The 12880-nt window shown below is 67.3% G+C and carries 15 protein-coding genes; 8 read left to right on the top strand and 7 right to left on the bottom strand.

Annotated elements, in window-relative coordinates; translation table 11 throughout:
• The first annotated feature begins 40 nt into the window (after nt 1-40).
• From ACWIGM_RS05890 to ACWIGM_RS05875, 4 genes are read left to right on the top strand one after another with little or no spacing between them, the layout of a single operon-like run.
• Entirely contained in the window at nt 41-1531 is a 1491-nt protein-coding gene (locus ACWIGM_RS05890) for an ABC transporter substrate-binding protein (protein WP_454025455.1), read from the top strand.
• A 10-nt stretch (nt 1532-1541) separates the two neighbouring features.
• Nucleotides 1542-2489, top strand: coding sequence for an ABC transporter permease (locus tag ACWIGM_RS05885; protein WP_454024967.1), 948 nt, complete (start codon nt 1542-1544; stop codon nt 2487-2489).
• Nucleotides 2486-3343, top strand: coding sequence for an ABC transporter permease (locus tag ACWIGM_RS05880; protein ID WP_454024966.1), 858 nt, complete (start codon nt 2486-2488; stop codon nt 3341-3343). Before ACWIGM_RS05885 ends, ACWIGM_RS05880 begins: the two co-directional genes overlap by 4 nt.
• Before the next feature lie 27 nt (nt 3344-3370).
• Complete coding sequence (locus ACWIGM_RS05875) at nt 3371-4780, top strand: amidase (RefSeq protein ID WP_454024965.1); 1410 nt, start codon at nt 3371-3373, stop codon at nt 4778-4780.
• Between the two features lie 79 nt (nt 4781-4859).
• Here ACWIGM_RS05875 and ACWIGM_RS05870 read toward each other — a convergent pair whose 3' ends face one another.
• Genes ACWIGM_RS05870 through ACWIGM_RS05850 form a run of 5 tightly spaced genes read right to left on the bottom strand, consistent with a single transcriptional unit; the run spans nt 4860 to nt 6752 of the window.
• Nucleotides 4860-5264: a DUF1801 domain-containing protein gene (locus ACWIGM_RS05870; RefSeq protein WP_454024964.1), complete on the bottom strand. Its 405-nt coding sequence runs from the start codon at nt 5262-5264 to the stop codon at nt 4860-4862.
• Between the two features lie 16 nt (nt 5265-5280).
• Nucleotides 5281-5733: a DUF1801 domain-containing protein gene (locus ACWIGM_RS05865; RefSeq protein ID WP_454024963.1), complete on the bottom strand. Its 453-nt coding sequence runs from the start codon at nt 5731-5733 to the stop codon at nt 5281-5283.
• Between the two features lie 10 nt (nt 5734-5743).
• The gene (locus ACWIGM_RS05860) at nt 5744-5959 is read right to left on the bottom strand and encodes a hypothetical protein (protein ID WP_454025454.1); all 216 of its coding nucleotides are present in this window, start codon (nt 5957-5959) and stop codon (nt 5744-5746) included.
• A 44-nt stretch (nt 5960-6003) separates the two neighbouring features.
• Nucleotides 6004-6432, bottom strand: coding sequence for an SRPBCC family protein (locus ACWIGM_RS05855; protein WP_454024962.1), 429 nt, complete (start codon nt 6430-6432; stop codon nt 6004-6006).
• Nucleotides 6429-6752 (bottom strand): ArsR/SmtB family transcription factor, encoded by a 324-nt coding sequence (locus ACWIGM_RS05850; protein WP_454024961.1) that lies wholly within the window; start codon nt 6750-6752, stop codon nt 6429-6431. Before ACWIGM_RS05850 ends, ACWIGM_RS05855 begins: the two co-directional genes overlap by 4 nt.
• Nucleotides 6753-6952: 200 nt before the next feature.
• Between ACWIGM_RS05850 and ACWIGM_RS05845 the strand changes: the two genes are divergently transcribed.
• On the top strand, nt 6953-7753 hold the full coding sequence (locus tag ACWIGM_RS05845; protein ID WP_454024960.1) for an SDR family NAD(P)-dependent oxidoreductase: 801 nt from the start codon (nt 6953-6955) through the stop codon (nt 7751-7753).
• A gap of 21 nt (nt 7754-7774) precedes the next feature.
• Here ACWIGM_RS05845 and ACWIGM_RS05840 read toward each other — a convergent pair whose 3' ends face one another.
• Together ACWIGM_RS05840 and ACWIGM_RS05835 are read right to left on the bottom strand one after the other, a co-directional pair.
• Nucleotides 7775-8356, bottom strand: coding sequence for a DUF4337 domain-containing protein (locus ACWIGM_RS05840; RefSeq protein WP_454024959.1), 582 nt, complete (start codon nt 8354-8356; stop codon nt 7775-7777).
• An 80-nt stretch (nt 8357-8436) separates the two neighbouring features.
• Nucleotides 8437-9363: a tyrosine recombinase XerC gene (locus ACWIGM_RS05835; RefSeq protein WP_454024958.1), complete on the bottom strand. Its 927-nt coding sequence runs from the start codon at nt 9361-9363 to the stop codon at nt 8437-8439.
• A 93-nt stretch (nt 9364-9456) separates the two neighbouring features.
• Here ACWIGM_RS05835 and ACWIGM_RS05830 point away from each other — a divergent pair, with 93 nt between their 5' ends.
• The 3 genes from ACWIGM_RS05830 (at nt 9457) to ACWIGM_RS05820 (ending at nt 12875) form a co-directional block, all read left to right on the top strand.
• On the top strand, nt 9457-10503 hold the full coding sequence (locus ACWIGM_RS05830; RefSeq protein ID WP_454024957.1) for an MBL fold metallo-hydrolase: 1047 nt from the start codon (nt 9457-9459) through the stop codon (nt 10501-10503).
• Between the two features lie 147 nt (nt 10504-10650).
• Complete coding sequence (locus tag ACWIGM_RS05825) at nt 10651-11568, top strand: UbiA family prenyltransferase (RefSeq protein ID WP_454024956.1); 918 nt, start codon at nt 10651-10653, stop codon at nt 11566-11568.
• Nucleotides 11565-12875 (top strand): FAD-binding oxidoreductase, encoded by a 1311-nt coding sequence (locus tag ACWIGM_RS05820; protein WP_454024955.1) that lies wholly within the window; start codon nt 11565-11567, stop codon nt 12873-12875. The genes ACWIGM_RS05825 and ACWIGM_RS05820 overlap by 4 nt, the downstream gene beginning before the upstream one ends.
• Nucleotides 12876-12880: the final 5 nt, after the last annotated feature.

Here is a 12880-nt window from a genome sequence, read left to right as displayed (position 1 = left end):
CCCGCGCCATCCTGCCCCGCCACATCAGGGAGCAGGCATGATGACGACGCGGCGCGATCTTCTGGCGGGAGCGGGTCTCGCCGCGCTTGCAACCCAGCTTCCGCTCGCCGCGCTCGCGCAGGCCAAGGACAGCGTCACCATCGGCATGACGCTGGAGCCGCCGACGCTCGACCCGACCTCGGGTGCGGCCCAGGCGATCCGCGAAGTCACCTTGCAGAACATCTTCGAGGGGCTGGTGGCGATGGACCGCACCGGCAAGCTCGGGCCGGCTCTGGCCGAGAGCTGGACGCTGGCGGCGGACAATCTCACCTATACCTTCAAGCTCAGGCCCAATGCCCGCTTCCATGACGGCACGCCGTTCTCCTCGCGCGATGTGAAGTTCTCCTTCGAGCGCGCGGTCGCGCCCGATTCGACCAATGCCCAGCGCTGGATCTTCGCGCCGATCGAGAGCATCGAGGCGCCGGACCCGGTCACCGTCATCATCAAGCTGAAGCAGCCGACGGCGAATTTCGTCTACGGGCTCTCATGGGGCGATGCGGCCATCGTCTCGCCGGCGACCGCCGCCAACAACAAGACCGATCCGGTCGGCACCGGCCCGTTCAAGTTCGCGCGCTGGAACCGCGGCGACCGGCTCCAACTGGCGCGCAATGACGAGTACTGGGGACAAAAGCCCGCGCTCGCCAAGGCGGTCTTCCGCTTCATCTCCGATCCGCAGGCGCAGGTCGCGGCGCTCCGGGCCGGCGACATCGACGTCTTCACAAATCTCTCGGCGCCGGAAGCGATCCCGCAGCTCAAGGCCGATCCCAAGCTCAAGGTCACGCTCGGCAAGACCGAGGGCGAGACCATCCTCGCCATCAACAACGCCAAGGCGCCGTTCAGCGATGTCCGGGTGCGCCAGGCGATCTCGCATGTGCTCGACCGCAAGACGATCGCGCTCGGCATCTACGGCTTCGATCTCGACTATATCGGCAGCCATTTCTCGCCGCTGCATCCGGCCTATGTCGACCTGACCGGGACCTATCCGGTCGACCTCGCCAAGGCGAAGAGCCTGCTCGCAGCAGCCGGCTTCCCGAAGGGTTTCGAATGCACGTTGCGTTTGCCGCCGCCGGCCTATGCCAGGCGCGGCGGCGAGATCGTCGCGGCGCTGCTGGCCCAGATCGGCATCACCGCCAAGATCGAGCCGCTCGAATTCCCGCAATGGCTCGAGCGAGTGTTCAAGGCACGCGATTTCGACCTGACGATCATCTCGCACACCGAACCGCTCGACATCGCCAACTACGCCCGCGACGACTACTACTTCCAGTACAAAAATCCCGAGTTCAAGGCGCTGATCGAAACCATCGACCGCACCGTCGATGAGGCCGAGCGCAACAAGCTCTATGGCGACGCCCAGCGCATGCTGGCGCGCGATGCGGTCAACGGTTTCCTCTTCATCCTGCCGAAGATCACGGTGACCAGGGCCGATCTGGAGGGCATGTGGACCGACTGGCCGCTGCCGCTGACGCCGCTGGCGGAGGTGCGCTGGCGCTGAGGCTGCCGCGATGATGGGTTATCTCCTGCGCCGGCTGCTGTCGTTTGCCTTGACGCTGCTTGGCGCGGCGATCGTCATCTTCCTCGTGCTGGAGATCCTGCCGGGCGATCCGGCGGCGGTGACGCTCGGGCTCAATGCGGCGCCGGAAGCGCTCGCGGCGCTGCGGGCCGAGATGGGGCTCGACCAGCCGGCGCTGCTGCGCTTCTTTTCCTGGATCGGCGGGCTCGTCACCGGCGATCTCGGCCTCAGCTACACCTATCGCGTGCCGGTGACGCAGTTGATCGGCGAGCGCATGGTGGTGACGCTGCCGCTTGCCTCGATGGCGATCCTGCTCGCTTCCGCCATCGGCATCCCGCTCGGGGCGCTCGCCGCGGCCAATCACAACCGCGCCGGCGATGCCGCGGTGATGGTCTTCGCCCAGGCTGGGCTCGCGATTCCGAATTTCTGGTTCGGCCTCCTGCTGGTGCTGGTCTTCGCCGTCGGTGCCGGCTGGCTGCCGGCCGGCGGTTTCCCGGGCTGGCAAGCCGGCTTTTGGCCGGCGCTGAAATCGCTCCTGCTGCCGGCGGTCGCGCTCGCTCTGCCGCAGGCGGCGATCCTCGCCCGCGTCACCCGTTCGGCCATGCTGGAGACGATGCAGGAAGACTATGTCCGCACCGCCCGGGCCAAGGGCGTGAGCCGGCGACGGACCATGCTGCGCCATGTGCTGCGCAATGCGCTGATCCCGGTCGTCACCGTGCTCGGCCTGCAGTTCTCGGTGCTGCTGGCCGGCGCGATCATCATCGAGAACGTCTTCGCCCTCCCGGGGCTCGGGCGGCTCGTCTTCCAGTCGATCGCCCAGCATGACCTGATCGTGGTCAAGGACCTGGTCATGCTGTTCTCCGCGCTGGTCGTCTTCATCAACTTCGCGATCGAGGTGCTCTACGGGCTGATCGATCCGCGCCTGCGGCAGGCGTCATGAGCGCGGTCGCGCCACGCTCCCGCCCGCGGCGCTGGTGGGCCTCGCCGTCCTTCCTGGCCGGCCTGCTGCTCGGCGGACTGGTCGTCGCGATGGCGCTGATCTCCTACATCTGGACGCCCTATGAGCCGACCCAGATGGCGATCCTGAAGCGCTTGCGGCCGCCCTCGGCCGAGCACTGGTTCGGCACCGACCAGTTCGGCCGCGACGTGTTCTCGATGATCATGGTCGGCGCCCGCAACTCGCTGGCGGTGGGGCTTGGCGCGGTCGGCCTCGGCCTGACAATCGGCAGCGCGCTTGGGCTGATCGCTGCGATCCGGCGCGACGGGTGGCTCGACAACCTGATCATGCGCATGGCCGATTTCAGCCACGCCTTCCCGGCGGTGCTCTCGGCGATCATGATCAGCGCGGTCTGGGGCCCCGGCATGATGAATGCCGTGATCGCGATCGCGCTGTTCAGCCTGCCCTATTTCGCAAGACTTGCTCGGGGAGCGGCGCTGCAATGCTGGGCGCTCGACTATGTGCTGGCGGCGCGCGCGGCCGGGCTGACCGAGCTGGCGATCACGCGCCAGCACGTCCTGCCCAACATCGCCGGTGTGCTGGTGGTGCAGGCGACGATCCAGTTCGCGCTCGCCATCCTCGCCGAAGCCGGCCTGTCCTATCTCGGCCTCGGCACGCAGCCGCCGGCGCCGTCCTGGGGCCGGATGCTCAACGAGGCACAGACCTTCATGGCGGCGCAGCCCTGGCTCGCCATCTTCCCGGGCGCGGCGATCGCGCTTTCGGTGCTGGCCTTCAATTTGCTGGGCGATGGCCTGCGCGACGCGGTCGATCCGCGCATGCGCCGCTCGCGAGATTGATGTGATTATGCTTGCGGAGTTTCAGTCATGATCGAGTTCGCCGATCTCAGCGCCGTCGACATGCTCCGGGCCTTCCGTTCGCGCGAGCTCTCGCCGGTCGAGGTCACTGAAGCGGTGATCCAGCGCATCGCGCTCTGGGAGCCGTCGCTGAAGGCGCTCTACGCCTATGATCCGGAAGGTGCCCGTGTTGCCGCGAAGGCAAGCGAGGGCCGCTGGCGCCGGGGCGAGGCTCTGGTGCTCGACGGCGTGCCCTGCACGATCAAGGAGAACATCGCGACCAAGGGCACGGCTGTGCCGCTTGGCACGGCGTCGATGGAGCTCAGCCCAGCCGCGGCCGACGCGCCGCCGGCGCAGCGCCTGCGCGAGGCCGGCTGCGTCATCCTCGCCAAGACGACGATGCCGGACTACGGCATGCTCTCCTCCGGCCTGTCGAGCTTCCACGAACTGGCGCGCAACCCGTTCGACCTATCGAAGAACCCGGGCGGCTCCTCGGCCGGGGCGGGAGCGGCGGGAGCGGCCGGCTATGGCCCCTTTCATGTCGGCACCGATATCGGTGGCTCGATCCGCCTGCCGGCTGGCTGGTGCGGGCTCGTCGGCCTGAAGCCGAGCTTCGGCCGGGTGCCGATCGACCCGACCTATTACGGCCGCGTCGCCGGGCCGATGACGCGCACGGTCGCCGACGCGGCGCTGATGATGCGCGAGCTCTCGAAGCCGGATGAGCGCGACCCGATGAGCCTGCCGCCGCAGGAGATCGCCTGGGGCGAGCTGGAGCGCGAGCCGCGCGGGCTCAGGATCGGATTGCAGCTGGAGGCGGGTATCGGCCTTCCGGTCGAACCGGAGGTGAGGGTGGCGATCGCTAGGGCGGCCGACGCCTTCCGCAAGGCGGGGGCGATCGTCGAGCTCGCGCCGCCCTTCCTGACGCAGGACATGCTCGACGGGCTCGACGACTTCTGGCGCCAGCGCGCCTGGGCCGAGATCGGCGCCTTGCCGAGGGAGAGGCAGGACAAGGTGCTGCCCTATATCTACGCCTGGGCCGAGCGTGGTCGCTCGCTCACTGGGGCGCAGGTCCATCGCGGCATGAGCCAGATGCTGGCGATCCGCCATGCGGCGCTGAAGGCGGCCCAGCCCTTCGACTATGTGCTCTCGCCGGTCTCGCCGGTGCCGAGTTTCTCCGCCGAGCTGGCCTCGCCGATCCACGATCCCGAGCGGCCCTTCGAGCACATCGTCTTCACGGTGGCGGCCAATATGTCGGACCAGCCGGCGATCTCGGTCCATGCCGGCATGACCGCATCCGGCCTGCCGATCGGCCTGCAGATCACCGGCAAGCGCTTCGACGATCTCGGCGTGCTGCAGATGGCGCGGGCCTGGGAGCGGCTGCGCGGGCAGGGGCCGGAATGGCCGAGGGTGCCGCCGGCTGAACCGTCATTGCGAGCGTAGCGAAGCAATCCATCAGCGGCTGGGCGCCAAGTCCCCCTGGCTTGCTTCGTCGCTGCGCTCCTCGCAATGACGGCTTGCGCTACTTCTTCTTCCCAGCCGTATTCAGCGCAACAGCAGCACGGACCAGCGCCGTCAGCGCCGCCTCGTCGATCGCAGCGCCCTCAAGGATGTCGATGGCGCGCCGCGTATTGCCGTCGAGGCTGGAATTGAACAGGCCGGTGGGGTCGGGCAGCGAAGCGCCCTTGGCGAAGGTGAGCTTGACTGCGCCCTTGTAGGTCTCGCCGGTGCAGATGATGCCGGCATGCTCCCAGACCGGGACGCCGCGCCATTTCCAGGTCTCCTCGACCTCGGGATCGGCCTGCCGGATGATGGCGCGGACCCTTGCGAGCGCGGCCCCGCGCCAGTCGGTCAGCTCCGCGATCCGGGCGTCGATCTGCTCGGAGGCCGAGGTTGCGTCGCCGGTCTTGTCGTTTGCCTGCTTCATGGGGGCGGATATCCTCTCACATCTTCTCGCCGGGCAAGGCGGCGGCCTGCTTCACCCAGGCGGTGAACTGGGCCTCGTCGAGTTCGTCATCCTCATGGATGTCGAGATAGCGCACCTCCATCTGCTTGGAGGGGCCGGGTGGGACAGGATCGAGCGCGGCGCCGCGGAAGAAGGCGACCTTCACATACTTTGCGAAGACGTGGATGCCGAGGAACCAGTAATCGTCCTCCATGCCGTAGAGCGGCGAGTTCCACTTCACCGCCTTCCTGACGCCGGGGATGGCCTCGCTGATCAGCGCATCGAGGCGAGTGCCGAGAGCACTCTTCCAGCCCGGCATGGCCGCGATATAGGCCTGCACCGGTTCTTCGCCATAGCCCTTGGCGATCTGCGGATTGCCGCCCGAGAGCAGGACGGGTTGCCCGCCTTCGGCTTTCGGCTTCGCTGCCACCTTCGAGGTCTTGCCGGCCATTGTACTTCTCCTAGCCGCCAGCTCGCCGTGCGCCGCGCGCACCAGCGAGGTAGGGCAGCGCGAACATGTAGAGGCCGGAGAACATCAGCAGGAAAAGCGGCGGCAGCGGGGAATAGACGATCCAGGCCGGCGGCTGCCCCAGCGCCATGGCGACGAAATTGGCGATGACGGTCGCGGTGAAGATGAGGGCGAGCCAGCGATGGCCCTGCCGGATGGCGTCGTTCAAGGTCAACGGAACCTCCTTACTGATGTGAGAGCAGGGGCGAGCGTTCACGCTTCGCGTGCCAGCAGCTCTTCCAGCTTGCCCAGGAATTCCTGCCAGCCGGCTTTGGCGCCGCCGAAGGCCTGCTTCTGCTCCGGCCGGAAGCCGGCCTGCTCCATCCGCAGCAGCGTGCCTCTGGGCGTCGGGGTGAGCGTGAAGGTCACGACGCTCTTCATATCGAAGGCGGGGTCCTCATGGGCGAAGTCCCAAGTGTAGGACAGCATCCGGTTCGGCTCGATGTCGAGTACCTCGCAATCGAGCACGCCGCCCCACTCGCCGCGCAGCTTGAAGCGGTGGCCCACCGTGGGCGCGAAGTCGTTCTTCATCAGCCATTCGGCGATCAGATGCGGCTGCGTGAGGGCGCGCCAGAGCTTTTCCGGCGGGTGGGCGATCTCGCGCTCGACGGTGACGGAGCGTGTCTGCGTGGCGGTGGTCATTGGTCCATCCTCTGAAGCAAATTTTCGAGGTCATCGAACCGCGCCTCCCAGAACCCGGCCATCTGGCTGGTCCAGTCGATCAGCGGGCTGAGCGCGCCGAGCTGGGCGCTGTAATGGGTCTGCCGGCCTTCATGGCGATCGCGCACCAGCCCGGCCTGCTTCAGCACGCCGAGATGCTTGGAGACGGCCGGCTGCGAGACGCCGGCCTGCGCGGTCAGCGCCCCGACCGTCAGCTCGCCGTCGCGGCACAGGCGCTCGAAGATGGCGCGCCGCGTCGGGTCGGCGAGCGTCCTGAACAGCATGTCGTGAGCGTCTGGCATCTGATATCGATAACCCGTTGGCTATGGGTTAATTCATAACCACGGAGATATGGATTAGTCAAGCTCCCTCGCGAGCAAAGCGGGGCAGGGGTGTGGCAGGCGCGCTGGACCGGGTCGCGCAGCTCCCGCAGGATGCTCTCGAAACTGCCGGGAGCACCTGCGTCGGTGGGCCCGCGATCATGCCTTCAAGGAACCTCGCCATGGATTTGATGCTGAACGGCAAGTGCGCTCTGGTCACGGGCGGCAGCAAGGGGATCGGCCGCGCCATTGCGCGGCAATTGGCGCTGGAAGGCGTCGACGTCGTCATTGCCGCGCGCAACCAGGCGGAGCTCGACGCTGCCGCTGCCGAATTGGCGCAGGAGACCGGTCGCAAGATCGTCGGCCTCACGGTCGATACGCAGGATGATGCCTCGGTAAAGGCCGTCGTCGCCGGCACCGTCGCGGCGCTGGGCGGGCTCGACATCCTCGTCAACGCCGCGGCCAAGCCCGGCGGTCAGGCGACGCCGCCTAAGCTCGCCGAGATCACCGACGCGCTGTTCTTCGACGACGTCAACGTCAAGGTGATGGGCTATCTCAGGATGGCCCGCGAGGCGGCGCCGGTGATGGAAGCGAATGGCTGGGGCCGGATCGTCAACATCAGCGGGCTGGCAGCGCGCCTGACCGGCTCGACCATCGGCTCGATCCGCAATGTCGCGGTGGCGGCACTGACCAAGAACCTCGCCGACGAGCTCGGCCCGAAGGGCATCAACGTCACGGTGGTGCATCCCGGCACGACGCGGACCGAGAAGACGCCGGGCGTGGTCGCGGCACGAGTGGCGGCGTCAGGGCTGGCGCCCGAAGAGATCGAGCGCCGCATGGCCGCCAATGTCACGATCGGCCGGCTGGTCGACATGGCCGAGGTCGCCGACATCGTCGCCTTCCTGGCCTCGCCGCGCAGCATCGCGATCAATGGCGACGCGATCGCCTGCGGCGGCGGCTCGAAGGGCGCGATCCACTACTGAACGGTCGCGCCCTTCGCCTGGCTAGAACAGCGCGGTCGGCGCGACCTCGGCGATGATCATCAGCGCGAGGCCGAGCGCACCGAGGCCGACGCCGGTCCAGGCGAGCAGGGCGACGCCGGTGATGATCGCAGCGGAGGAGACTACGATCGCGATCTGCAGCAGGCCCGAGACGATGTCGTATTTGTCGTCGCGGGCGCTGGAGATATCGCGCTTGGCTTCGGCCGCCTTGGCGCGGACGATCAGCTCCTTGCGGCCTTCATTGGTCTCCGGCTCGGATTCGTAGCGGGCGATCGTCGCCTTCCAGCCGTCGATGCGCTTCTGCAGGCGCTCGCGCACGGCCGGATCGGTGGCGCCGGCGAGCTCGACCTCCATCGCGTCGGCAGCGGTGCGCAGCGTCGTGCCGCGGATCGTCTTGGCCTGGAAGAAGGCCCAGAGATTGGAGGCCTCGATGTTCTTCGCCAGCGCGTCCTGCTCGGCGTTCTTGCCGCCGATCTCGGAGAAGGCGAGCAGGAGCGCGAGAATACCGATCAGGAGCGCGATGCGCTTGTTGATCTTGCTGGTCGGCTGGTTTTCTTCGGTGACGTCTGGTGCGGCTGAAGCCATCTTTGATTCCCCCGGAAAGGCCGGGCGTGATGGCCGGTCCACGTGACGGAATCAAGACGATTTTACCGAAGGTAAGTAGCTTATCCCCGAGCGCGTGGGTGGGCGGAATCATAAGCCGCCAGCAGGCGGACTGAATCGATGCGGGTGTAGATCTGCGTCGTCGAGAGCGAGGCGTGGCCAAGCAGTTCCTGGATGGCGCGCAGGTCGCCGCCACGGCCGAGCAGATGGGTGGCGAAGGAATGACGCAGCGCGTGCGGCGTCGCGCTGCCCGGCAGTCCGAGCGAGCCGCGCAGGCCCTCGACCGCGAGCTGGATGATCCGCGGCGAGAGCGGCCCGCCCTTGACGCCGACAAAGAGCGGCCCCTCCGGCGCCAACCGCCACGGGCATTGCCCGAGATAATCGGCGATCGACTCGACCACGACCGGCAGCACCGGCACCATCCGGGTCTTGCCGCCCTTGCCGAGCACGGTCAGCGCATCGGCGGTGCTCACCGGCGCCTGCGAGCGCTTGAGGCCGAGCGCCTCGGAGATGCGCAGGCCGCTGCCATAGAGCAAAGAGAGCACTGCGGCATCGCGGGCAAGCACCCAGTCGGGCCGCTCCTCGCCGGCGCGGCTGTCGGCCTTGGTCACGGCCGCGGCGGCCTTGGCGTCGAGCGGGCGCGGCAGGCCCTTGCCGAGACGCGGCCCGCGCGTTGCGGCAAAGGCGGCGGCGGTCAAACGGCCACTGCGTTCGCCGAAGCGCGCCAACGAACGCAGCGCCGCGAGCTGGCGCATCAGCGTGCGGTTGCCGACGCCGTCGCGACGGCGATAGCCGAGAAAGGCGCGCAAATCCGCCGGCTTCAGCGCGGCGACCGCCTTCAGTGATGGCGGGGCATCGAGATGGTGGGTGAGGAAGGTGGCGAACTGATCGATGTCGCGGCCATAGGCCTCGAGCGTCTTCGGCGAGAGCCGGCGCTCATGGCCGAGGTGGCTGAGCCAGTCTCGTCGGAGGGTGTCGAAATCGCTCATCGCACTGATCTTGCCGTGCGAGCCTTAACAACCGTTGTCCGCCGTGATCTCGGCCTGCTATGAACCTGCAGACATTGTTCAGGGCTGACCAAATTGCACGCTCCCGATCCGCACGGCCTGATCTTCCCGTTCCCCGAGCCGCCGGTCCCCGGCCAGTTGATCGAGGTCGCGCCGGGCATCTTCTGGGCGAGGATCGCGCTGCCGTTCCGGCTCGACCACGTCAACATCTACCTGATCGAGGACGGCGACGGCTTCGCGGTGATCGACACCGGCATTGGCGACGAGGCGACGAGGCAGGCCTGGCTCGCGCTGATGGCCGGGGCGCTCGCGGGCAAGCGGCTGACGAGGCTCTTCGTCACGCATTTCCATCCCGACCATATCGGGCTCGCCGGCTGGCTGCATGAGCGTTTCGGCACGCCGCTTTTGACGAGCCAGACGAGCTATCTCGGCTGCCTCAACATCTCGCTCAGCCCGGGCGCGGCGGAGGCGCCGGTCTACAAGGATTTCTATCTGCGCCACGGGCTCTCGGCCGAGGTCACTCAGGTCGTCTCGACGCTGGGTCATGGCTATCTACGCCAGGTGACGCCGCTGCCGCCGACCTTCACCCGCATCGTCGCCGGCGATGTCTTGCGGATCGGCGGCCGTGATTTCTTCGTGCTGGCGGGCGACGGCCATGCGCCAGAGCAACTGATGTTCCACTGCCCGGAGGCGAACGTCTTCCTCGCGGCCGATCAGGTGCTGGCCAAGATCACGCCGAACATCAGCGTCTGGGCCGTTGATCCCGAGGGCGATCCACTCGGCCTCTATCTGCGCTCGTTGAGCGTGCTGCCGCAGGCGATCCCGTCGGGAACGCTGGTCCTACCCGGGCACCAGCTGCCGTTCTACGGGCTCGCCGAGCGCTGCGCCGCGCTCGCCGCCCATCATGGCGAGCGCTGCCGGCTGATCGCCGGGGCGGTCGCCACGGGGCCGCATTCGGTCGCCGAACTGGTGCCTGTGATGTTCACGCGGCCGCTCGACCCGCACCAGCTCTCCTTCGCCTTCAGCGAGGTCTTCGCGCATGTGAACGCAATGCTGCGGCTGGGCGAATTGCGCTGGGCCGAGCCACAGGCCGGCATCATGCGCGTGAGGTCGGCCGGCTGACGCCGGGCATTCAAAAATTAAGGATGATCCGAGAACGCCGGTGTTGCGCATCTGCCAGTCCACGCGGAATTAGGATTCCCGTTGCATTAATGCACGCCATGAGCGCTCGGGCGGCTTCGGAACACTCCGGAGCGGCCCGTATCATGTGTGCGGCAGGCGGCGAAGACGGAGACGATGGCTCTACCGGCGATGCTTCGGGCGATGCGGCCGCATCATTGGGCGAAGAACGGGCTCGTCTTCGTGCCGATCCTGCTCAATCACGACGTCTTCGCCTCGAACGCGCTGCTCTACGGCCTCGTCGCCTTCGTCTCCTTCTCGCTGATGGCGTCGTCGATCTACCTGCTCAACGACATCATGGATGTCGAGGCCGACCGGCGTCATCCGACCAAGTGCAAGCGTCCGCTCGCTGCCGGCGAGATCAGCAAGGGCCAGGCCTACGCGATGGTGCCGGGCCTGCTGATCACCTCGGTCGCGCTGACGGCACTGCTGCCGCGGCCAGATCTCTACCTGATGGCCTGGGGCGCCTATCTGCTGCTGGCGCTCGCCTATCTCTTCGTGCTGAAGCGCAAGCTCCTGGTCGACGTTCTCGGCCTCGCCGCCCTGCATACGGTGCGTATCATCGCCGGCAATGCGGCGGCCGCGGTTCCGATCTCGTCCTGGCTGCTCGCTTTCTCGATGTTCCTGTTCCTCAGCCTTGCCCTGATGAAGCGCTATGCCGAATTGCGCATCACCCATGACCAATCAGGGCTGAAGAAGGCGGGCCGCGGCTATCAGGCCGAGGATATCGAGGCGCTGTCGCAGCTCGGCATGGCCTCGGGCTGTACGTGCGCGCTGATCATGGCGCTCTATGTCGACAGCGCCGCGGTCAAGCAGCTCTATCGTCATCCCGAAATGATCTGGCTGGTCTGTCCGATCATCCTCTACCAGATTGCACGCATGTGGTTCCTGGCCCGGCGCGGCAATATGCCCGATGATCCGCTGATGTTCATGATCCGGGATTGGCGCAGCCAGCTCATGGGCGCGGTCGTCGTGCTCATCATGGTCGGAGCGAAGGTGTTGCCGTGAGCGGGGAGCGCGCCTCGTTGCGCTCCTGGGGCGGGTTGGAGGCCAAGGATTCCGTTCCGATCGAACCGGAAGACTGGCTGGCTGGGCGCAAACGCAATCATTCGGTGCTCGCCTATGGCAATGGCCGCTCCTATGGCGATTCCTGCCTGAACGATGGTGGCGGCCTGATCGCGGCGCGCCGGCTGGGTCGCATCCTCTCCTTCGACGTCGAGACCGGGATCGTCATCTGCGAGGCCGGTGTGCTGCTCGATGAGCTGCTGAAGCTCTGCGTTCCCGCTGGCTGGTTCCCGCCGGTGACGCCGGGCACGAGCCTCGTCACCATTGGCGGCGCGCTCGCCAATGACGTCCACGGCAAGAACCATCACCGCGCCGGCACCTTCGGCCGCCATGTGCGCAGCTTCGAACTTGCCCGATCGGACGGCTCGATCCTGACCTGCACGCCGACCGGGAACGCCGGGCTCTTCGCCGCGACGATCGGCGGCATGGGGCTGACCGGGCTGGTTACGCAGGTCGAGCTGCGACTGATGCCGGTCGCTTCGGCCGAGATGCTGCAGGAGGCGATCCATTTCGACGGGCTCGACGCGTTCTTCGCCATTGCCGCCGAATCCGATGCGACGCATGACTACACCGTCGCCTGGGTCGACTCGCTCGCCGGAGGCCGGCATTTCGGCCGCGGCGTGTTCTTCCGCGCCAATCATGCACCGGCCTCCGACGCTCCGCCCGCAAAGGCCGGACCGACCCTGCCGTTCCCGCTGAAGCCGCCATTCCCGCTGATCAACCGGCTGAGCCTGCGCGCCTTCAATGCGCTCTATCGTGCCGCCCAGCCGCGGACGCCCGAGCCGCGGCGTATCGCCTATCGGCCGTTCTTCTACCCGCTCGACCGCGTCCGTGACTGGAATCGCGCCTATGGGCCCAGGGGCTTGCGTCAGTTCCAGTGTGCCGTGCCGATGGCGAATGCGCGGGATGCCGTCGAAGCCATGCTGCGGCTGACATTGCAGGCGGGGGAGAGCTCGTTCCTTACCGTGCTGAAGCTGTTCGGCGATGTGCCCTCGCCGGGGATGATGTCGTTCCCGATCCCCGGCGCGACGTTGACGCTCGATTTCCCGCATCGCGGCGAGCGCACGCTGAAGCTGCTTGATGGCCTCGACCGTATCGCGATCGAGGCCGGCGGGCGGGTCAATCCCTACAAGGATGCCCGCATGTCGGCTGCGACCTTCGAGGCCTCGTTCCCGCACTGGCGCGACTTCGCGCGCCACACCGACCCGGCCTTCTCGTCGAGCTTCTGGCGGCGGGTGACCGCCGCCTGATCCGG

It is taken from the genome of Allobosea sp. NPDC055332 (assembly GCF_053645455.1).
This window is presented reverse-complemented; position numbering and strand designations above follow the sequence as displayed.

Bases quoted from the DNA above. Each gene is read 5' to 3' on its own strand.
- ACWIGM_RS05845 (WP_454024960.1), top strand. From the start codon at position 6,953: ATGGATTTGATGCTGAACGGCAAGTGCGCTCTGGTCACGGGCGGCAGC.
- ACWIGM_RS05885 (WP_454024967.1), top strand. From the start codon at position 1,542: ATGATGGGTTATCTCCTGCGCCGGCTGCTGTCGTTTGCCTTGACGCTG.
- ACWIGM_RS05835 (WP_454024958.1), bottom strand. From the start codon at position 9,363: ATGAGCGATTTCGACACCCTCCGACGAGACTGGCTCAGCCACCTCGGC.
- ACWIGM_RS05855 (WP_454024962.1), bottom strand. From the start codon at position 6,432: ATGACCACCGCCACGCAGACACGCTCCGTCACCGTCGAGCGCGAGATC.
- ACWIGM_RS05840 (WP_454024959.1), bottom strand. From the start codon at position 8,356: ATGGCTTCAGCCGCACCAGACGTCACCGAAGAAAACCAGCCGACCAGC.
- ACWIGM_RS05880 (WP_454024966.1), top strand. From the start codon at position 2,486: ATGAGCGCGGTCGCGCCACGCTCCCGCCCGCGGCGCTGGTGGGCCTCG.
- ACWIGM_RS05865 (WP_454024963.1), bottom strand. From the start codon at position 5,733: ATGGCCGGCAAGACCTCGAAGGTGGCAGCGAAGCCGAAAGCCGAAGGC.
- ACWIGM_RS05870 (WP_454024964.1), bottom strand. From the start codon at position 5,264: ATGAAGCAGGCAAACGACAAGACCGGCGACGCAACCTCGGCCTCCGAG.
- ACWIGM_RS05850 (WP_454024961.1), bottom strand. From the start codon at position 6,752: ATGCCAGACGCTCACGACATGCTGTTCAGGACGCTCGCCGACCCGACG.
- ACWIGM_RS05875 (WP_454024965.1), top strand. From the start codon at position 3,371: ATGATCGAGTTCGCCGATCTCAGCGCCGTCGACATGCTCCGGGCCTTC.
- ACWIGM_RS05890 (WP_454025455.1), top strand. From the start codon at position 41: ATGACGACGCGGCGCGATCTTCTGGCGGGAGCGGGTCTCGCCGCGCTT.